This is a genomic window from Pseudobutyrivibrio sp. 49 (assembly GCF_900100545.1).
In the GTDB taxonomy this organism is placed as follows: Bacteria; Bacillota; Clostridia; order Lachnospirales; family Lachnospiraceae; genus Pseudobutyrivibrio.
Map to the genome: position 1 here is coordinate 1 of NZ_FNDP01000031.1, position 20,648 is coordinate 20,648.

15 protein-coding genes and 2 pseudogenes are annotated in these 20,648 nt (G+C 39.6%); 6 read left to right on the forward strand and 11 right to left on the reverse strand.

Translation table 11 applies throughout. The annotated features are described in order from the left end of the window. Both BLP54_RS15045 and BLP54_RS15050 read right to left on the reverse strand, forming a co-directional pair. Positions 1–226, reverse strand: a pseudogene (locus tag BLP54_RS15045) (UPF0236 family protein); the annotation flags it as partial. A 101-nt stretch (positions 227–327) separates the two neighbouring features. Then, on the reverse strand, positions 328–1,236 hold the full coding sequence (locus BLP54_RS15050) for a LysR family transcriptional regulator (protein ID WP_090171329.1): 909 nt from the start codon (positions 1,234–1,236) through the stop codon (positions 328–330). Positions 1,237–1,396: 160 nt separating this feature from the next. Between BLP54_RS15050 and BLP54_RS15055 the strand changes: the two genes are divergently transcribed. Continuing rightward, positions 1,397–2,512 carry a 5-methyltetrahydropteroyltriglutamate--homocysteine S-methyltransferase gene (locus BLP54_RS15055; protein WP_090171332.1) on the forward strand — a complete coding sequence of 372 codons (1,116 nt, stop codon included), beginning with the start codon at positions 1,397–1,399 and terminating at the stop codon, positions 2,510–2,512. Between the two features lie 154 nt (positions 2,513–2,666). Here the strand turns inward: BLP54_RS15055 and BLP54_RS15060 are convergent, their stop codons facing one another. From BLP54_RS15060 to BLP54_RS15070, 3 genes are all read right to left on the reverse strand, one after another. After that, on the reverse strand, positions 2,667–3,575 hold the full coding sequence (locus tag BLP54_RS15060) for an AraC family transcriptional regulator (RefSeq protein ID WP_090171334.1): 909 nt from the start codon (positions 3,573–3,575) through the stop codon (positions 2,667–2,669). Positions 3,576–3,608: 33 nt separating this feature from the next. After that, on the reverse strand, positions 3,609–4,421 hold the full coding sequence (gene larE, locus BLP54_RS15065; protein WP_090171337.1) for an ATP-dependent sacrificial sulfur transferase LarE: 813 nt from the start codon (positions 4,419–4,421) through the stop codon (positions 3,609–3,611). A gap of 136 nt (positions 4,422–4,557) precedes the next feature. Further along, on the reverse strand, positions 4,558–5,931 hold the full coding sequence (locus BLP54_RS15070; RefSeq protein WP_090171339.1) for a sodium-dependent transporter: 1,374 nt from the start codon (positions 5,929–5,931) through the stop codon (positions 4,558–4,560). Between the two features lie 169 nt (positions 5,932–6,100). Between BLP54_RS15070 and BLP54_RS15075 the strand changes: the two genes are divergently transcribed. Both BLP54_RS15075 and BLP54_RS15080 read left to right on the forward strand, forming a co-directional pair. After that, positions 6,101–8,296 carry an EAL domain-containing protein gene (locus tag BLP54_RS15075; RefSeq protein WP_090171342.1) on the forward strand — a complete coding sequence of 732 codons (2,196 nt, stop codon included), beginning with the start codon at positions 6,101–6,103 and terminating at the stop codon, positions 8,294–8,296. 97 nt (positions 8,297–8,393) lie between these two features. After that, the gene (locus BLP54_RS15080; protein WP_090171345.1) at positions 8,394–10,394 is read left to right on the forward strand and encodes a right-handed parallel beta-helix repeat-containing protein; all 2,001 of its coding nucleotides are present in this window, start codon (positions 8,394–8,396) and stop codon (positions 10,392–10,394) included. Positions 10,395–10,412: 18 nt separating this feature from the next. On the opposite strand, the gene BLP54_RS15085 is transcribed toward BLP54_RS15080, so the two are convergent. Continuing rightward, a complete protein-coding gene (locus tag BLP54_RS15085) occupies positions 10,413–11,783 on the reverse strand; it encodes an MATE family efflux transporter (RefSeq protein ID WP_090171348.1) in 1,371 nt (456 codons plus the stop codon). A gap of 233 nt (positions 11,784–12,016) precedes the next feature. Here BLP54_RS15085 and BLP54_RS15090 point away from each other — a divergent pair, with 233 nt between their 5' ends. Further along, positions 12,017–13,918, forward strand: coding sequence for an EAL domain-containing protein (locus BLP54_RS15090; protein ID WP_090171351.1), 1,902 nt, complete (start codon positions 12,017–12,019; stop codon positions 13,916–13,918). A gap of 54 nt (positions 13,919–13,972) precedes the next feature. Here BLP54_RS15090 and BLP54_RS15095 read toward each other — a convergent pair whose 3' ends face one another. The 5 genes from BLP54_RS15095 to BLP54_RS15115 all read right to left on the reverse strand — a co-directional run bounded on the left by BLP54_RS15095 (position 13,973) and on the right by BLP54_RS15115 (position 19,147). Further along, positions 13,973–15,487, reverse strand: a complete 1,515-nt coding sequence (locus tag BLP54_RS15095) for a sodium/proline symporter (RefSeq protein ID WP_090171354.1) — start codon at positions 15,485–15,487, stop codon at positions 13,973–13,975. Between the two features lie 19 nt (positions 15,488–15,506). Then, positions 15,507–16,259 carry an amino acid ABC transporter ATP-binding protein gene (locus BLP54_RS15100; RefSeq protein WP_090171357.1) on the reverse strand — a complete coding sequence of 251 codons (753 nt, stop codon included), beginning with the start codon at positions 16,257–16,259 and terminating at the stop codon, positions 15,507–15,509. A gap of 11 nt (positions 16,260–16,270) precedes the next feature. Beyond that, positions 16,271–16,927 carry an amino acid ABC transporter permease gene (locus BLP54_RS15105; RefSeq protein WP_090171360.1) on the reverse strand — a complete coding sequence of 219 codons (657 nt, stop codon included), beginning with the start codon at positions 16,925–16,927 and terminating at the stop codon, positions 16,271–16,273. 15 nt (positions 16,928–16,942) lie between these two features. After that, positions 16,943–17,779: a transporter substrate-binding domain-containing protein gene (locus tag BLP54_RS15110; RefSeq protein ID WP_090171364.1), complete on the reverse strand. Its 837-nt coding sequence runs from the start codon at positions 17,777–17,779 to the stop codon at positions 16,943–16,945. A 63-nt stretch (positions 17,780–17,842) separates the two neighbouring features. After that, positions 17,843–19,147, reverse strand: coding sequence for an aminotransferase-like domain-containing protein (locus BLP54_RS15115; RefSeq protein ID WP_176754599.1), 1,305 nt, complete (start codon positions 19,145–19,147; stop codon positions 17,843–17,845). A 119-nt stretch (positions 19,148–19,266) separates the two neighbouring features. Here BLP54_RS15115 and BLP54_RS15120 point away from each other — a divergent pair, with 119 nt between their 5' ends. Both BLP54_RS15120 and BLP54_RS15715 read left to right on the forward strand, forming a co-directional pair. Beyond that, positions 19,267–19,827, forward strand: a complete 561-nt coding sequence (locus BLP54_RS15120) for an ECF transporter S component (RefSeq protein WP_090171370.1) — start codon at positions 19,267–19,269, stop codon at positions 19,825–19,827. Positions 19,828–20,496: 669 nt separating this feature from the next. Then, positions 20,497–20,648 (forward strand): annotated as a pseudogene (locus BLP54_RS15715) (IS5/IS1182 family transposase); the annotation flags it as partial.

Sequence of the window (20,648 nt, forward strand, 5' to 3'; positions counted from 1 at the left end):
CATGTGTTTCAACCACCCAATGTTTCTTTCTTTTATCACTTTCACGTATAAGTTGATCCATTTCCTCAAGTGTCTCTTCAATAAAAATACGGCCCAGTTTCCTTACCTCACTTTCAACATTTAGTATAAACTCAGCTAAATCTTTTGGGTTTTGATATAACTCTTTTTGTATTTCTAAAAATCTTTGAATGCACACTTCTCCAAAATACTGTATACTCTTTTGCATAAAAGAACATCCTCCCTTGATAAAGTTTTTTTCGCAAACCATAACCTTATCACAAGAAGGATGTTCTTTTTGTATTTATTCTATTTTTTCCGACTAAAAGTTTACTCTAGCCACCTACAGCTGGCCTTCAGCATCTCAATATAATTTCCTGTCAGCTTTGAATGAGTTATTCCAGAAGGCAGAATATACCCGATTTCCATATAATCATCCACCTTCAAAGGCTTTGCTATAATGCTTGGCCCATTCAGTTCCTCACTGATAACACCGCTACAGATTGTATATCCATTGAGACCAATTAGCATGTTGAAAAGTGTAGCACGGTCCCTTACAATAATCTCCTTGTCGCAATCCACAGTACTGAGAATCTCCTCGGAAAAATAAAAGGAATTGTGGCTGCCCTGCTCATAGGAAAGTCGTGGGTATTCCTTCAAATCATCAAGTGTAAGTGACTTCTTCTTAGCCAGCGGGCTGTCTTTTCCAATAAACACATGGGGCTTTGCCTTAAAGAGGCTGTGGAAGGTGAGACCATTATCCCTAAGAGTCTTTCTGATTACCGTCTCGTTAAACTTATTCAGATACAGGATTCCTATCTCACTTCTGAGGTGAGCCACGTCATCTATAATGTCGTAGGTCTGTGTCTCTCTCATATGAAATTCGTACTTATCCCCACCATATCTTTTCAAAAGTTCAACAAAGGCTTCCACTGCAAAGGAATAATGCTGGGCTGAAACACAAAAACGCTGTTTACCTGTGCTTTTCCCAGTGTATCTTTCATCTATAAGATTAGTCTGCTCCAATACCTGGCGGGCATATCCTAAGAACTCATCCCCCTCAGGAGTCACTTCTATCCCCTTATTAGAACGGGTGAAAATCGTAATATTATATTCACTTTCCAGTTCTCTGATGGCAGATGTAAGACTGGGCTGAGCTATAAAAAGCTTCTTTGCCGCTTCGGTAATATTCCCTGTATCTGCCACAGTAACCGCATATCTAAGCTGCTTTAGAGTCATTATCCTTCTCCTGATAACATAGATTTTTTCTAATTATAGCCATTATCATAGATTTTATCTATGGTTATCCACTCATTTTTAATATTTTACCTATATACTCACTAGGCATATAATCCATTTCAACAAACACGCGACAATTACAGCGAAGGGAGACATAATAATGAGTACAATACAGACACCTTACAGATATGACTTCGTAGGAAGCTTCTTAAGACCACAGGCATTAAAGGAGGCAAAGGCAAATTTCCTTGCTGGAAAAATTGCTGAATCAGCCTATGATCATGTAGTGAACAGAGAAATTGAAAAGGTTGTAGCCAAGCAGAAAGAGCTTGGATATCATATCATCACAGATGGTGAATTCAGAAGAACATTCTGGCACCTTGATTTCATGTGGGGACTTGATGGAGTTGCCCATGAAAATACTGGTGGCGGAGTTAGCTTTAACGGCGAGCTTGCACTTTTGGATGATACTTATCTTGTGGGCAAAATCAAAGCGAAAGCTCATCCTTTCGTGGAATATTTCAAGTTCCTAAAGCAGTTTGAGGATGAGAACACAGTTGCAAAATACACAATCCCAGCACCTGCTCAGACATTCCAGCAGATGATTATTCCAGCAAACTACGAGACCACAAGAAAGTTCTATCCAACAAATGAGGAGCTTATTCAGGATATTGGTGTTGCTTACCAGGATGTTATCAAGCAGTTCTATGAGGCAGGCTGCAGAAATCTTCAGTTTGATGACTGTACATGGGGCGCCATCGTAGGTGATGCGGCAAAGCAGCGCTATGCATCTCTTGGAATTGATATCGAAGAGGTAAAGAGTCAGCTCCTTCAGGTTAATAATCTTGCTCTTGAGAACAAGCCTGCTGACATGGTAATCACATCTCATATTTGCCGAGGCAACTACCACTCTACTTTCTTCACCAGTGGTCCTTATGATTCAGTTGCCGACTACGTATTTGCGAAGGAAAATGTAGATGCTCTTTTCTTGGAGTATGATGATGCCCGCTCAGGTGGATTTGCTCCACTTGCAAAGGTTTCACCTGACAAGAAGGTAGTTCTTGGTCTTATTACCACTAAGACACCAAAGCTAGAGGACAAGGAAACAATCATAAAACGTATTCACGAAGCAGCAAAATATATCCCGCTTGATAGATTATACTTAAGCCCTCAGTGTGGCTTCGCTTCATGTGAAATCGGAAACAAGCTTACTGAAGATGAACAGTGGGCTAAGCTGAAATTAGTCAAAGAAATAGCAGAAGAGGTTTGGGGCTAACCCAAACCTCTCATTTATTGTCCTATAAATACAGAAGAAGCTCGGGGCTGAACCAAGCTTCTTCCGCGTAATGTGGTGATAAATATTCAGAATAAAGATTACATGCAATCTTTATGTCGTCTACTAAAGTATATAGCGAAATATAAAAATAAACTTATCGATTTTTGACATGTAAATTATCATATTTTGCTAAATATGGATTACTTTTTTCGAACAGAGTTCGATACTCCCCTGGGGACATTCCCTTCTCTGCCCTGAATACCCTGTTAAAACTAGGGATACTCTGAAAGCCCGAAAGCATGGCAATCTCAGTTAGAGGTTTGTCCTCTGTAGCCAAAAGTTCCGTGGCCTTCTCAAGTCTTATCATATTTAGCCATTTACTGTAATTCATTCCCGTAGCATCTTTAAAAACTCTTGAAAAATAATCTTTACTAATTCCAGCCATCTTAGCCATATTAGCTTGTGACAAATCATCAGCAGTAAGATTATTCTTTATATAATCTGTAACTAATACCATCCTGCGATATATATCGCCATAGCCACTGATTTCATCTAATTGCTTTAATTCTGGGACAAACTCATTCTTGTGCTCGTCGAGGGTAAGCATAAACTGCATTAGAAGCATGCAGCATCTAAGCTCCTTATCGGGAACATCTGACATGAAATACTCCTTCATTCTATAAGCTATAGCTGTAAGATTTGCCACCAGTTCACGATGTGTATTGATACAAATTACATGCAAATTCCTATAAAAGTGCATGATTCTCTGAAGATCAAACAATGAATTTACAAAGGCATTACTGAATCTGATAATCAATGTATTTTCCAAATCAGCATCAATCACTTCGTGCATTTCTCGAGGCCACACCAGTACAAAATCCCCCGGAGCCAGATGATATGTATCCTGATTTACCTTAAATACATTACTTTCCCCTGGCGCAACAAGTATTATTTCTCCATGAGAATGCCAATGCTGGTTGTAGCTTCGCCCTTTTGTACCCATAGATAAATTAAATGCACTTATACTTTCAAAGTCTTTTTTAACGTACTGACTGTAATCCATAAACCCTCCTATGTATATACCTACCTGTAAATATCATAAATCAAGCGTTTCGTTCATACTACCAGTACGATAGCCACGTAAATCAAGTGCAACATAGGCAAATCCGTATTCCTTGAATGCATCGTAAATACGTAATCTCAAGTCCTCATCAAGCATTCTGCCAAAGTCCGCAGGCTGCAACTCAATGCGGGCAACGTTCTCTCCGTGAATACGAACTCTGAACTGATTGAATCCCATATCCAAAAGTAGCTGCTCCGCCTTATCAACCATACCAAGCTTCTTTTCTGTAATAGCCTCACCATAAGGGAATCGGCTGGAAAGACATGCAAAAGACTGCTTATTTGCTGTTGGAAGTCCAAAATGTGCTGAAAGCTCTCTGATTTCCTGCTTCGTAAATCCGATTTCTCTCAGTGGGCTCTTTGCACCAAGCTCTGCCACTGCCTGAAGGCCTGGTCTGTAGTCTCCATCATCATCAAGATTGGAACCTTCCACTACATAAGCTATGCCCTCAGCCTTAGCTAAATCAAAAATCTTCGAAAAAAGCTCGCGTTTGCACAGATAACATCTATTTGGCGGATTTTGAGAAAAGCCTTCTATCTCAAGCTCCTCTGATTCAACAATAAAATGTCTCACACCAATAGCCTTGCAGTAATCCTTGGCCTCATTCAATTCACGCTTTGGAAATGAGCATGATGAAGCTGTTACCGCAATTACGTTATCTCCAAGTGCCTCGCGAGCTGTAAAAAGCAAAAATGTAGAATCTACTCCACTGGAAAAGGCAACTGCCACTGACCCCAGCTTTTTGAAGTAGTTCTTTAATGCTTCATATTTATCTAATAAAACCATTTAATCATACCCCTAAATATATTTTCTTTCCTCTTAGTATAGCGAAATATAATAAATTGGCAACAATTAAATGGAGCCTAATAAAGTGAAAAAGTCGCCGATGACTAAAACATCGACGACTAAACTATCAAATAAATTACATGCTAATGATTCCAAAAACATTTAACACGGCACTTACAAGGATAATCAATACAAAAATTGGGCAAAGGAACTTTATCATAAAGCTGAATACGCCCTTTCTCTTGAATGGGTGATTCTCCTGCTCCACCTCTGCCTCCAGCTTCTCTACTGTCATGAATCTAGTAATAAGAATACATGTAGCAAGAGCTGCGATTGGCATCATTACTGAGTTTGTAAGGAAATCAAAGAAATCCAAAAACTGCATTCCTATGATTGTAACATTGCCAAGTGGTCCATATCCAAGTGATGAAAGGCTGCCAAGTACAAACATTATAACAGCCATAATATTAACACCACGGTGTCTGTCCCACTTAAACTCATCTGCAAATGTAGAAACAGCGCTCTCTGTAAGAGCGATGGCACTTGTTACTGCTGCAAAAAGCACCAATGCAAAGAATGCAATTCCGATTACTCTTCCAAATCCCATGCTTGCGAAAATCTTAGGCATAGTGATGAACATAAGTGATGGGCCTGCCTTAAGCATGCTCTCATCTCCATGTGAGAATGCAAAAACAGCTGGGATAATCATAAGGCTGGCAATAACAGCGATTGCTGTATCAAAAATCTCTACCTGCTTTGTTGATTCCTCGATGCTGACTTCTTTTTTAACATAAGAGCCAAATGTAATAAGTATACCCATAGCAATCGAAAGGGAATAGAACATCTGGCCCATGGCAGTAACGACGGTCATAATTGAAAAATGCTCAAAGTTAGGGATGAAAAGATACTTCACACCAGTTAAAGCACCTGGTCTTGTAACCGAGTAAATGCAGATAACCACTGCAAGCACTACAAGAATTGGCATTACAATCTTGGATACTCTCTCAATACCATTTTCAACGCCAAGATATATTACAAGTAAAACTAAAAACGTAAATACGATAAACCAAATCTCAGTCTCTTTACCATCTGTGATGAAGTTTACAAAGAAATTGTCCCCTGCAATAGCATTCACATCTCCGCGAATATACTCGAAAAGGTATTTGCAAACCCATCCACCGATAACTGAATAATAAGGCACGATTAAGATTGGGATGATGGCATTAATCCAGCCACCAATCTTCATAAGCTTATTATTGTGACTCAATCCGTTGAATGCACCAACGGGACTTTTATTTGTAGCTCTACCAATAGCTGTCTCAGCAACTATCATTGTATAACCAAATGTAAGAGCCAAAAGTACATATACAATAAGGAAAATTCCTCCACCGTATTTAGCACATAAATAAGGAAATCTCCAAATGTTTCCTAAACCTACTGACGCTCCCGCGGCCGAGAGCACAAAACCTATTTTTCCTGAAAAGCTACCGCGATTTTCCTGTTCCAAAATATTACCTCCACATCTTTAATTGCTTAACACTTTAAACTGCTAAACACTCGTGAGAAGTATTATACCAAGATATAACTTTTCTTGCAATCACAGATTTTTCTCAATCGTTTGATATATTAGATTTGGAATATTGTAAGACTGTGTATTACAAACAAATGGAGGAGCTTCCTTGGGTGGGCTAAAGTTTAGAAAAGTAATACAAAAAGCTATTTTAAGCACAGTAACTGTGCTTTGTTTTGCTGTGCTCTTTGTCAGCTCTGAGGCTGCATCTTCAAAGGATACGCTAATTGTAGGTGTGCCTACAGACCGCTGTCCTATGTTCTATATAGATAATGTATCCGAGGAAACTGTAGGTATAGGTGTAGATTTAATTCGAGAAGTAGCCAAAGAAGCTGGCTATGACATAATCATAAAGAATATCACCGAAGGTAACATGAAAGACGCTCTTGATAACAGCGAATATGATGTGGTAATGCCATTTGGTGGTTCTATTACCAGCACTTCCGGAATGAACGCCATCGTTACTGAAAATCTGATGGAAATTCCGTTTACTCTTGTAACTACTAAGAACTCTTCTCTTCCTACTCTGAATACTGTAAGAGTAGGTATGCCAGCATCTCTAAAGGGTGTAGCTGAAACTGTTCATGAGCTTTATCCCGGAATGAAGATTGTATTTTATGATGATATAAGGGGCGGTGTTAAAGGTCTTCAAAAGGGTGAGGTGGATGCTCTTCTTAACAACTCCTACGTATGGAGCTATGTTCTTCAGAAGCCATCTTATGTCAATTTACACGTTCAGCCTTCTGCTATGTTTTCTATGGGATTTAAGGCAGGCACTTTGGATACTCCTAGAGGACAAGAAATAATAGACAGACTGAATATGGGAATATCTCGTTTGGAGGAAACCAAGACTGAAGCCATTATCTTAGATTACACCACACGTCGCCTATATCATTATGATCTTTGGGATTATATGTACCAATACGGTGCCTTTATTATTCTTGGCATCCTTCTTTTTGCGGCAGTAATAGGAACCATGGTTTTCAGACAACGTTCTATCACTCTTATGCAGGAGGAAAGACTACGCCTTCTGATAGATCACGATGAGCTTACAGGTGCTTACAGTATGAATGGATTCAGAAAACGTGTAGAGGAAATTCTGAGAGAAAATCCTTCTGTTCCATACTTTATTTCCTACAACAATATAGTAGATTTTAAATTTATAAACGACAGCTTTGGAAAAGAAACGGGCGATAAGCTACTGAAATACTGGGTTAAGATTTCAAAGAATATATTATCTGAGGATGAGGCAATTGGACGAGTTACTGCTGACCAGTTTGTAATTCTTCGCAGAATCGAAGGTAATGAAAAGATTTATGAGGATGAACAGGATGTAGTAGAGCCAGTAAACAATTTCCTTATTAGTCAGGGTAAAAATTTCAAGGTACAACTCTGCAGTGGTATTTATGTACTTACTCCAGATGACCTCCAAAATATAGATGTCGACCACATGATAGATTTTGCAAGAATAGCTGAGCGCAAACTTCGTGAATCAGGTAAAACGGGATTTGAATTCTACAACCTGAATCAATGGGAAACCAAAAAGCGTGCGGTAGATATTGTTGGCCATCTATCCTCTGCAATTGAAGCAGAAGAAATTCAAGTTTGGTACCAGCCACAGGTAAATTTCGAAAGCAACACCATCATTGGTGCTGAAGCACTTTGTCGCTGGGCTCACGGCAATCTGGGTTGGATTAGTCCTGGAGAATTTATCCCTGCTCTGGAAAACTCCGGAAAAATCTATGAGCTGGACTGCTATGTATGGGAAAAAGTATGCAAAGATCTTCATCGCTGGAACAATTTAGGAAAGCGCATGACTGTTTCTGTGAACGTATCACGAAGTGATATTTCAGAGAATCCAGATATCCATCTACTGTTCATGGATTTGATTCGCAAATACGAATTGACTCCTGACCAGCTACATATAGAAATTACAGAATCCGCCTATGTAAAAGACTCAAAACTACTCATCCTAACAACGGAAAATCTCCGTTCAAATGGCTTCCTTGTTGAAATGGATGATTTTGGCAGTGGTTATTCTTCTCTAAACATGTTAAAGGAGCTTCCAGTTGACCGTGTAAAACTGGATTTACGTTTCCTGTCATCAGAAGGATTTGAAGAAAAAGGACAGATTATTTTGACCTATCTGATTCAGATGATCCAGTTGCTTGGCATGGACCTTTTGGCTGAAGGTGTGGAAACTCTGGATCAGGCCATGTTCCTTAAGAGCAAGGATTGTCTTGAAATGCAGGGCTACTACTTCCACAAACCAATGAGTGTCATAGATTTCGAGGAATTAATTTAGTTTACCCCCTAAAAATCAAAACTTTCTAGGTATTTTCAGGCATCAATATAGTTGATAATTATATTATCGAATTGACCGAAAGGAGCTTTACTAGATTATGAAATACTATGTTGATGCCAAGGCTTTCCGCGATGGAGACGGCTCCAAGGAAAGACCTTTTAAGAATATTGGAGATGCTGCAAATATCGCTGTAGCAGGTGACGAGATTATTGTTGCCAGCGGTGTTTACCGCGAAAAGGTTACTCCAAGAAATGCCGGTACAGAGGATGCGCCTATCGTATACCGCTCAGAGGAAAAGCTGGGCGCTGTTATCACAGGCGCTGAGGAGCTTTCAGGCTGGAATAAATTGGAAGGAAATGTATGGACAGTACGCGTAAATAACGGTGTGTTCGCTGATTACAATCCATATACCACACGTGTATACGGAGACTGGTACTTCTCTCCTGCCATCAGACACACTGGTGCAGTTTTCCTCAACGACAAAATGATGTACGAGTGCGATTCCCTTGATGACTGCAAAAAGGGAGAGGCAAATCCATTTGCATGGAACAAAGAGGAAGCATCTTATCTTTGGTTCACAGAGCAGGATTCTGAAAATGACGAAACTATTCTTTACGCAAACTTTCAGGGTCTTGATCCTAATAAAGAAAATGTTGAAATTCTTGTCCGCCGTAACTGCTTCATGCCAGATGAAAACGGCATAAACTACATCACAGTCAGTGGCTTTAACATCAATAAGGCTGCTACCACATGGGCTCCACCTGCTGCATATCAGGACGGTATGATTGGACCTCACTGGAGCAAAGGATGGATTATTGAGGACTGTGAGATTTACGGAAGCCGTTGCTGCGGTATCTCTTTGGGTAAGTATCTTGACCCAGAAAACGACATGTACTTTACAGTTAAAAAAGTAAAGAGCCCTACACAGATGGAGCGCGACGCTGTTTGCCGTGGTCAGTATCATGGCTGGCTCAAGGAAAATATTGGACATCATATCATCAGAAGATGTCACATTCACCACTGCGAGCAGACGGGTATCGTTGGTAGAATGGGTGGAGTATTCTCTACAATTGAGGACTGTCACATCCACCACATCTGCAACTCACAGCAGCTTGGTGGCGCAGAGACAGCTGGTATCAAATTACACGCTGCCATCGACGTAACTATTAGAAGAAACCACATACACAACAACATCATGGGTGTTTGGCTTGATTGGGAGGCACAGGGTGCAAGAGTCACAAGAAACCTTATGCACGACAACTGCCGTCCTGATGGAATCAAGCAGGCAGATGGTGCCATGTTCAACACTGATGTGTTCGTAGAGGTAGGTCATGGTCCTACACTTATCGACAACAACCTGCTTCTCTCTCCTGTAGCTATCACAATCCCTAGTGAGGGTATTGCATGTGTACACAACCTTATTCTTGGAAGCTTCAGCCTTATTAACTCAGGAGTAGATAGCATTATAAACGGACAGCGTGAGCCTCGCTACACTCCATACCACATCCAACACAGGACAGAGGTTGCAGGCTTCATGACAATTCTTCACGGAGATGACCGTATATACAATAATATTTTTGTACAGCATTATCCTATTACAGATAGCACAAAGACTGCAGCTGATGCAGATTATCAGGCAGTAGGCACTGCACCATTTGATATTTTCCCTACATATGATGACTGGTATGAGCCATTTGCTCCAGATACAGATCCTGATATGGGTGGTCTTGCCGAGGCACACTTCGGACATCTTCCAGTATGGATTGACGGAAATGTATATCTTAACGGTGCCAACATTTATAAGAACGAAATTCATCGCTTAGAAAAGCAGTCTTATAATCCTAAGATTCTTTTAACAGAAAAGGATGGAAAATGGTATTTAAAGAGTGAGCTTGCAAATGTGCTTGAGGATTTCAGTGTAAACATCATCACTACACAGTCTCTTGGACTTGCATTTGAGCCAGAGCAGGCATTTGAAAGACCTGATGGAACACCAATCACATTTGGCAAGGATTACTTCGGAAATCACCGTATTATCCCACCAGTTCCAGGACCATTTGCAGATTACAGTGACAAAGATCTTTTAGTATATGCATAAAAAAAAGAGTTTTGGAGGTTATGAAACCTCCAAAACTCTTTTCATTTTTATTGATGGTAACAAATATTTAAACATCGCATATGCGTTAATAACAAGTGCGCCTATCCATGCACTGATTTCCGCATAAGCGGTAGCTCTGAAACCGATACGGCTCATAAGTAATGAAATCACTGCAGTTCTTAAAACCATCTCCATAATTCCAGAAACCATAGGAAGCATTGGTTTTCCCATTCCCTGAACTGCTGCTCTTACTATAAACAAAAAATTCAGGAAAATAAGCATTATTCCACAGGTTGGAAGGAAGATACACACAAGGTCAATCTGTTCCTTACCTGAAAGAAGCACTCTGGCCAAATTGGCTGGGAATAATATCATTACACCGCCTAAAACCACATAGAATACTGTTACAATCTTTAGACCAAACTTGATACCATCGACTATTCGCTCATATTTCTTTGCACCATAGTTCTGGCTTGTATAAGCGCTTATAGCATTAGCCATTGTGGCCGCTGGATTCATAAAGAGATTCAGGTATTTACTACAAGCCGCATACGCTGCAGTGTACACTACTCCGTATCCATTTACAAAATACTGAACAACCATGCATCCAATAGCTGTAATGGAGTTCATAAGGGCCATTGGAAGACCGTTTGAGATAAGCAGTAACCATACTCTCTGGTTGTTTGTAAAATCTGCTCTTGATAACCTAATCATCTCAATAGAAAACAGCTTTCTAAGACAAATACATACCGAAACAATCTGAGCAATAATAGTAGCGATTGCTGCCCCCTCAACCCCCATCTTGAATACAAAAATGAATAAGCTGTCCAGACAAAGGTTTGTGACTGATGAAACAATAATGGAATGTAGTGGTGTCTGACTGTCTCCAAGGGAACGAAGCACAGCCGCTGAAATATTGTAAGTAATACCTACAAACAAACCACCAAACAGTATATATCCATACTTGAGGCTGTCCTGAAAAATAATAGGATCAGTACGTAAATAAGTTAATGCATTAGGCAAAAACAATACACTGAATATTGTAAGACCTACTGCCAAAATCACTCCCAATTGAATAGTGCCTGCTAATCTGTGATGTAGCTCATCAAAATCCTTTGCGCCAAAGCTCTGAGCTATCATAATACCAAAGCCGTTTGCCAAGCCAAAGGAAAAACCCACTATCAGGAAAAATAGTGAACCCATGTTACCAACTGCTGCTAAGGCATTATCACTAATACCCCTTCCAACAATCATCGAATCCACAAAGTTGTAAAGCTGCTGACACATGCTAGTCATCAAAAGTGGCCAGAAAAACCGTAAAATCAAGCCTGCTGGCTTTCCATCAGTGAAATCAATGGTCTTACTCTTTGAAATTGTAGCACTCTTCATACCTTATATCATCCTTCTCTTCTTTATCTTTGAACATATTATTAGATGGTACAAAATAAATCTATTTAATATTTGATTTAATCGTGTTCAATTTTTGATAATTATGTAAAACTCTTACGATTCTTTTCTTTATATGGGCATAATAATACTACGTTTTGTTCACAAATAAAGTGTATCATCAGATTAGTGGTGATAATGGCTGATAGTATGCTTAGTATTTGGAAGGACCCCCTATGGTTTGGACTTTTAGTTATGCAATCCCTAGCTTAATGATAATGGCAGTATTAATCGGTCATTACGTTTCACTACCAAGATTGCCAGTAAAGAAAAATCTCATATTTGTATACCTTACATCTGCAATATGTCTATGTATGTCCTTAGACATTATTTCTTCCTGGGCAGATATGCATGATGAGTTCTATCATGATGCTTTTCTTTATGTCTTGAATAGTGCCTATTTTGTTGCCTTCTTTGCATGTGCCTTCCTTTTTCATATATTTACAGCCAATGTTTTAAATGTAACTTTATATGAACACGGATTTAAACGCTACCTGATTACATTGCCAATGATTTTTGGTGATATCATTGTAGTGACCAGTTTCTGGACACATTGGTTTTATTACATAGATGATGAGGGCTATCACTCCAGTGTATTATACAATGTTCTTTATTTTATCTATGCTATATATATCCTCTTGTCGTTCCTTCTTATTATCAAGCAGCGACATCTACTAATTAGGCGCAGGGAATGGGAAATTCTTGTTGGCTGTAATACGATGCTTTCTATTGGGCTTTTTGTCAGATATGCTTTCCCAAGCCTGCTTTTGATGAATATCTTTACCCTTACATCGTTTATAGTACTCTTTTTAGGATTTGAAAATCCTGATTTATACCTAATTGAAAGAACATTTATTTTCAACAGGGTTGGCTTAAGGGATTACATAACAGAGCTTTATAATAAAAAATCTATTAATGCATTAGTGTTTGGTATTAAAAATTTTACAGATAAGCTGGAGCTCTATGGTCTTGCCCAAACAAATCAGGGTCTGTATTTGATACAAAACTACCTCAGGAAGGAATTTCCTTCTAATCTGATATTCTACAATGATGCAGGTAGTTTTATAATCTTTGGCTCCAAGCCTTCTGAATGGCCACAGATTTACTCAAAGCTACTATACAGATTCCAGCAGCCATGGATTTCCATGAATACAGAAATATACTGGGATATAGGTGGAACTGCCATTACTCTGACCGAAAAGAACTTACCTGTGGATATCCTGCTTCGTATTTTTAACATCGCATATTCTAATCCAAACAAAATTATTGATAACGAGCTTATAACTATAGAAAATGCTGATGTCAATAATATCGTTGCCCAAAACGACATGAAGCATTCTTTGGAATTTGCTATTGATAACAATGAAGTGGAAGTATTCCTCCAGCCAATCGTAAACAGCAAAACAGGTAAGGTGGTAGGCGCTGAAGCTCTTTCTAGAATCAGAAATTCATCAGGTGATTTACTTTATCCTGGAGAATTCATTCCTATCGCTGAAAGAAACGGTAAAATCAATCAGCTTGGAAGGCAGGTATTCAGAATGTGCTGTGAATACGCAAACCTTCCAGAATTCAGGGCACTTGGTCTTTCATTTATAAATGTAAATCTGTCACCTATACAACTAATGAAAAATGATTTGGAGCAAAGTCTTTCCACAATTGTCAGAGATCATAATCTGGATGCTGAATTCATTCATCTAGAAATCACAGAGGAGGCATTTGTAGATGAATACATGATTGAAAAACAAATTGCCTTACTTAATAAAGGCGGTTTTAGATTTGTTTTAGATGATTATGGCACAGGCTATTCAAACATGTATCGCCTACGCAAAACACCATTTATAAATATTAAGCTGGATAAAACTCTTGTGTGGGATTACTGCAAAAAGCCTGGCGAAATTCTTCCAAATGAAATAACAGCCTTTAAAAAGAGTGGATTTGAAATCACAGCGGAGGGAATCGAAAATGCAGAGATGGCCATAAAAATGCGTGATATAGGCTGTGATTATTTGCAGGGATACTTCTATTCAAAGCCTATTCCGTTTAAAGAATTTATAAAATACGTTAACGATCAAAAATAAGAGCCAGCTAAGTATCACTTGGTGAATACTTAACCGGCTCTTTTGTTATGCCCATTATCTAATTGATTCAAACTCCTCTACTATCTCCTTTTCTGGAGCAGGTGTAAGAAGACTTACTACAACACAAAGAATCAGCGCTACGATAAATGCTGGCAAAAGCTCGTAAATACCAAAGATTCCACCCATTGGCTTTATACCAAACTTCCATACAAATATCATTACACCACCGCCAATCATACCTGCAATAGCACCGTATTTATTTGCCCTCTTCCAGAACAACGCAAGAAGCATAATTGGTCCAAAGGCTGCACCAAAGCCTGCCCAGGCAAAGGATACAATACCAAATACTGAACTGTTTGGATCTCTTGCTATAATCACGCCTATGGTTGCAATAATAACCAATACCACCCTGGCCATAACCATCTGCATATGCTCAGAAAGATTAATTCCAAATGTCTCGTGAAGAATGTTCTCAGATACAGATGATGAGGCTGCAAGCATCTGTGAATCGCAGGTAGACATTGTACATGCAAGGATTCCAGCTAAGATAACACCAGCTAAAAGAGATGCTATAAAGCTATGCTCCGCCAGCGTCTGTGCAATAATAACAATAGCTCTCTCAGAATCAGCAAGCTCACCGATTGCGCCCTCATGCACCATTGTTCTTGTCATTACACCGATGAAGATAGCCACGCCCATGGCGATGAATACCCAAACGGTAGAAATGCGACGGCTGAGCTTAATCTTCTCTGGATCTTCGATAGCCATGAATCTAAGTAAGATGTGAGGCATTCCAAAGTATCCAAGCCCCCATGCCATTGTGGAAATGATTGTGATGATACCACCGTAAGAAACACGGCTTCCTGTAGCAAAATCATGCATAGCTGTAAGGCTGATATATCCGTCTAAAGAGTTTGAATATGTGCTTACTGTTCCGATTCCATCAACTGTTGAAAGACCAAAGCAGACAACTGCGATAAGAGCTATTGTCATGATGATTGACTGAATGAAATCTGTTACAGATGCAGCCATAAATCCGCCTGTAGCTGTGTAGCCAATGATTACAGCTGCTGATGCTATCATGGCGATTGTATAATCAAGACCAAACAATGACGAGAAAAGCTTTCCACATGCTGCAAAGCCTGAGCCTACATATGGCACGAAGAAAACAACTATGATTAAAGAAGAAATAAGCATCAGTGTATGACTCTTATCTCTGAAACGATTCTCAAAGAAATCCGGTATTGTAACTGAATTATTCTTCTCAGAATACTTACGAAGTCTCTTAGCCACAAGCAGCCAGTTTACGTAGGTTCCAATTCCGAGTCCAAGTGCTGTCCAGAAAACATCGCAGATACCAGTGGCATAGGCTACACCTGGAAGTCCCATCAGAAGCCATGAAGACATGTCCGATGCCTCCGCACTCATGGCTGTTACAAAGGGGCCAAGCTTACGTCCGCCTAAATAATAATCTCCAACTGTGTGATTTTCCTTGGCAAATGTGGCGCCCATAATTAAAAGTGCCGCAAGGTAAATCACTATCGCAATTACGATACCTAAAGTTGCCATACAAATCTCCCTTCTTAAACTACTTTAAATAATTAGCCAAAAACTGTCTCGTCCTCTCATTTGAAGGATTATCTATGACCTGATCAGGGGTGCCTTCATCAGCGATAACGCCATCATCCATAAAGATGATTTTGTCAGAAACATCCCTGGCAAATCCGATTTCATGGGTAACAATAATCATTGTTGTGTGCTGCTCTGCAAGCTCCTTAATAACCTTGAGTACCTCGCCTGTAAGCTCCGGGTCAAGAGCACTTGTAGGCTCATCAAAGCAAAGAATATCTGGACGAAGTGCCAATGCTCTTGCAATGGCTACACGCTGTTGCTGACCACCTGAAAGCTGGTGTGGGTAATTGTTCATTCTGTCCCCAAGTCCCATCTTTTCAAGAAGACGTTTGCCGTTTTCTATAATCTCCTCCTGAGACTTTCCTCTGCCCTCAAGCTTTGGAGCAAGAGTAACATTCTCTAAGGCTGTATACTGTGGGAATAAATTAAACTGCTGGAAAACCATTCCAAAGTGAAGTCTCTTCTCTCTTAAATCTCCATCCCTAAGTGGTCCATTTTTAGCATCAAATAGACAGTTACCATTTACAGTGATGGTACCCTCGTTAGGAGTCTCAAGGAAATTCAGGCAGCGAAGCAAGGTAGTCTTTCCTGAGCCAGAGCTACCAAGAATGGACAGAGTCTCACCCTTTTCCATGGAAAAAGTGATTCCCTTAAGAATCTCTGTATTATCAAATTTCTTTTTTAAATCATTAACCTCTAAAATTGCCATAACACTCCAAATTATTTAAAGTAATCAAGTTTCTTTTCAATGTATCCAAACAACAATGTAAGTAATCCACTGAAAACAAGATAGAATGCACCTGTGTAGAAAAGTGGCCAGATGATACCGGCGCTCTTGATGAATCGCTCGCCTTCCCAGATAATTTCGTAGAATGCAATAACTCTTGCAAGGGAAGTATCTTTTACAAGGGTGATTACCTCATTTGAAATAGGTGGAACGATTCTCTTCACTACCTGAAGAAGCACGATCTTAAAGAAGGTCTGAGACTTTGTAAGGCCTAGAACTGCCGCAGCCTCATACTGTCCCTTAGGAATAGACTGGATTCCGCCTCTGAAGATTTCACTGAAGTAGCAGGCATAGTTAAATACAAATGCTACCAGCGCTGCTGTAAATCTTCCGCCATCTCCTGAGCCCCAAAGATTTGTGCCAAAAAAGATACCTGGGCCGTAAAAAATAACCAAAAGCTGAAGCATAAGTGGAGTTCCTCTGACAACCCAGATAATAAATCTGATAGGCCATCTGATGATAGGACTCTTACTCATGGAGCCAAAGCTAATGATAAGTCCAAGTGGCAGTGAAAATAAAAGTGTTAAACTAAACAATTTGAGGGTTCCTAAGAAACCCTCAAATAAAGACATCGTAACTGTTGTAAACATAATTCTTCCTTTGAATTACTGAGCCACTACTGCTTCCTGTACACCGTACTCTGTGGCAATGCCAGCCATTGTTCCATCATCGTAAAGTGCCTTGAGCTGCTCATTAATATATTTTGCTAAATCAGAACCCTTGCGGCAGCCAATGCCGTATTCCTCTGTTGTAAGCTCTATTGTGTGTGCAAGGTCTGGGTAGCTTGTGCCCTCGCCAATCATCGCACCAGCCATAAGGAGGTCAATGATGCAAGCATCTGATGTGCCAGCTGCTACTTCCATAACTGCATCAGCCTGAGACTTAACAGCTACATAGTTGAAACCGTTCTCCTCTGCTGCTGCCTCACCAGCTGAACCAGATTCTACTGCGAAGCTAAGCTCTGCTGCGTCCTCTGCTGTCTTGATAGCATCTGCCTTATCAGCAGGAACTACTACTACCTGAGCGTTGTTAAGGTATGCCTTTGAACATTCCATTGAGCTGGTAACCTCTGGCGTAAGTGTCATACCATTCCATACAACGTCGATTGACTTGTTCTGAAGCTCTAAAATTTTATTATCCCAATCAATCTCTACAAACTCTACTTCTACGCCTAAATTCTCAGCGACCTTCTTTGCCAAATCTGCGTCAAAGCCGATCCACTCTCCCCCATCGTCCTTATAGTCCATTGGAGCAAAATCTGTGATACCCACTAAAAGAGTACCTTTGCTCTGGATATAAGAAACATCACTCTCTGTGGATTCCTCAGCCTGCGAGCCTGATGTTGGTACTTCTGAATCATTAGGACCCTTTGAGCCACAGCCTACAAGTGCTGCAGCCATCATAGAAGCTGATAAAAGTAATGCAAGAATCTTTCTACTCATATTTATACTCTCCTCATGTTTTAGTTCCATTGCTTTATTACTTTATCACTCTACCACACTAAACTATTTTTGTAAACCTATATATAATTTTTTAATAGCTGCTTCCATTTCACTTTCCTCGATAATACCGCAGGATAATAGCAAGGTTGTGGATTTATCCGTCTCCTCCACAATGTGAACCTCTACTCCGGAACTGGCTATTTTAGCGGAAAGATTCGGTTTGTGGATAACAAGCCCTATCTCCATTCCACTGTTTCCAATATATATTTCTGCATCGTCCTGAAAATATTGCTTTAGAAGGTCGTAGAATTTTATTCTTTTATCTTCATACAACCTGGCTGTCTTTTTTATATGTCTGTTTAGATGGCCATCTCTAAGAAACTGGGTCAGTGCTATCTGCTCTGCTTTCGAGGCTGTCTGGTTATAGAGATTTTGTATTCTTACGTATCTGTCACGATAACCTTTTGGAAGTATGAGAAAACTTATTCTCACACTAGGTAAAAGTATTCGAGAAAACGACCCTAAGAAAGCCACCCTGTCACCACCAGTCATGGCATATAAGCTGGGAGTCGGCTTGCTGGCAAACACGAACTCATTCTGATAGTCATCTTCTATTATGATATGATCATTTTTCTGGGCATGTTCAATCAATTCCCTTCGACGTTTCATAGTCATGATTTCTCCCCATTTTGTCATATAAGATGGGGTAACGTATATCACATGGCTTTCCTTGTTTCTGTAGCTGACCTCATAGCCACCATTGCTAAATACGGCAGCACCATCTGAGAAGTTTCTTGTAGGAAATGATATACTCTTTTCCCCCTCTAACAACCCCATAAGAATAATTAGAAGGCTCTGGAAACCTGCACCGATTACTATATCCTCCGGTGAACAGATAATATTTCTGTTCTTTCTGACATAGCTGGCTATCTCCTCACGCAAATCATCCTCACCCTGATTCTTGGCATAAGTAAGCAATCTTTCTTCCTGTCTCAGAGCCGATTTCATATATCGTCTCCATAAATCCAGGCATGAACTTCTTTTATCTTCTCCGATTGTGGCAAGGTCGTACTTTGCCACAGGTTTGTTTGACTTCTTTTTTTCGAACGACTCTTTGGCTTGCTTATGGCTTGATTTATCTATGGCAGAAAGCTGCTCTGCCATCTCTGAAACAAAGAATCCAATCTTTTCCACAGAATAAATATATCCATCTGCAGCAAGCTGCATATATCCTGTTTCTACAGAGGTTCGACTCACATCTAAAATTCGCTCCGTTTCCCTCAAAGACGGGATTTTATCGCCCTTTTTCAGAGAACCTTTCTTCATCTCTTCAATATAGTAGTTATAGATCTTTTCATATACCTTCATATCTGTCCCCTGTTTTTTATCTAATTTTGACCATTTTTTAGATATCAGTTTGGTGGTATTATAGCCCCAACATAAAAAAAAAGAAAGCATTTTCTTGAACAGGCTTTAGGAGGAACATCATGGATAGCTCAGCAACTCATTACTCAGCAAACAGAATTGAAACTAGAAAAGTTATTATCGCCGCACTGATGGCAGCTCTCACCTGCGTAGGCACGATGATTATCAAAGTACCAACACCTACCATGGGCTACATTCACCCAGGCGATGGTTTTGTATTATTATCAGGACTACTCTTAGGACCTGTGTGGGGAGCGTTGGCCGCTGGGATTGGTTCCGCACTTTCAGATTTAATAGGTGGCTATTTCATTTATATTCCAGCCACATTCGTTATCAAGGCACTGACAGCTCTCGTAGGATACGTTGTATTCAAAGCAATCTCCAGAATCCTCAGTAATAAAACTGAGTTACCTACCCTAATTATTTCTGGAATCGCAGGCGAGGCTGTCATGGTGCTTGGATATTTTCTCTTTGAAATATTCATGCTGGCTATTGTAAATAAAACATCAGTATCGGCAGGCGTGATTGCGTCTTTAGCCGGCATTGTACCAAATATCATCCAGGGAGTATTTGGAGTAATCATAAGTACTGTTGTTTATCCTGTATTACGTAAGTTGGTGTAGTTCAAGACATTATTGAAGAACTTAGTCTTTTGGCTAAGTTCTTTTTTGTTTCAACCTGCTGATTACATGAAACTAGGATTGTGGCATGCGCCACAGTATTTAATGCAACAATGGACCTCTTTGAGGCACTAGTCATCCTCTTTTACGGTAAATTTGATAATTTGAACATTTTTTACGTAGTTGTTTTTCTTACTTTTAACTTGTTTACGGAAGAACATACAGCTATGACAATATTTTACGTAGGAATTTTTTAGAATTTGGCATTCTGAGAGAAATATTTGCTGAAATCCTACGTAACAAATGCTGTAAATAGCCATTTGTTACGTAAATGACTTTGAAATAACAATTTGGCCTACGTAAGAAATAGCATCTGTGGCTTAATGTTCCGTAAATAGCATTGGTTTTATGATTTTACAGTGTTATTTGAGCTTCTTCTGAATAACACTGTAAGAATAAAAAAGAGACCTAGTCAAAGACTAGATCTCAGACTGTAGACAAAGTGTCGCGGCTTTCGCCGCGACCTTTTCTTTTTTATAAGGAGGAACTGGAGTCTGCGGACTCCAGTTCTTTCATTTTTAGTCCTTCTAAAGTCTAAAGAAACCTTGATTTTACAAGCTTTTTCGCCTCTTTTTTGGTATAATAATACTATCAAAATAAGGGGTTAGAATAATGATTACAGAACAAAACGAGAAGGCTAGAAAGCAGATTGAATTTGTATGTACTGATGACTTGGTTCCTCAAGATCATCTTCTCAGAATTATAGATAAAGCTATTGATTGGTCTTTTATTTATGATTTGGTCAGAGATAAATATTCTCCAGA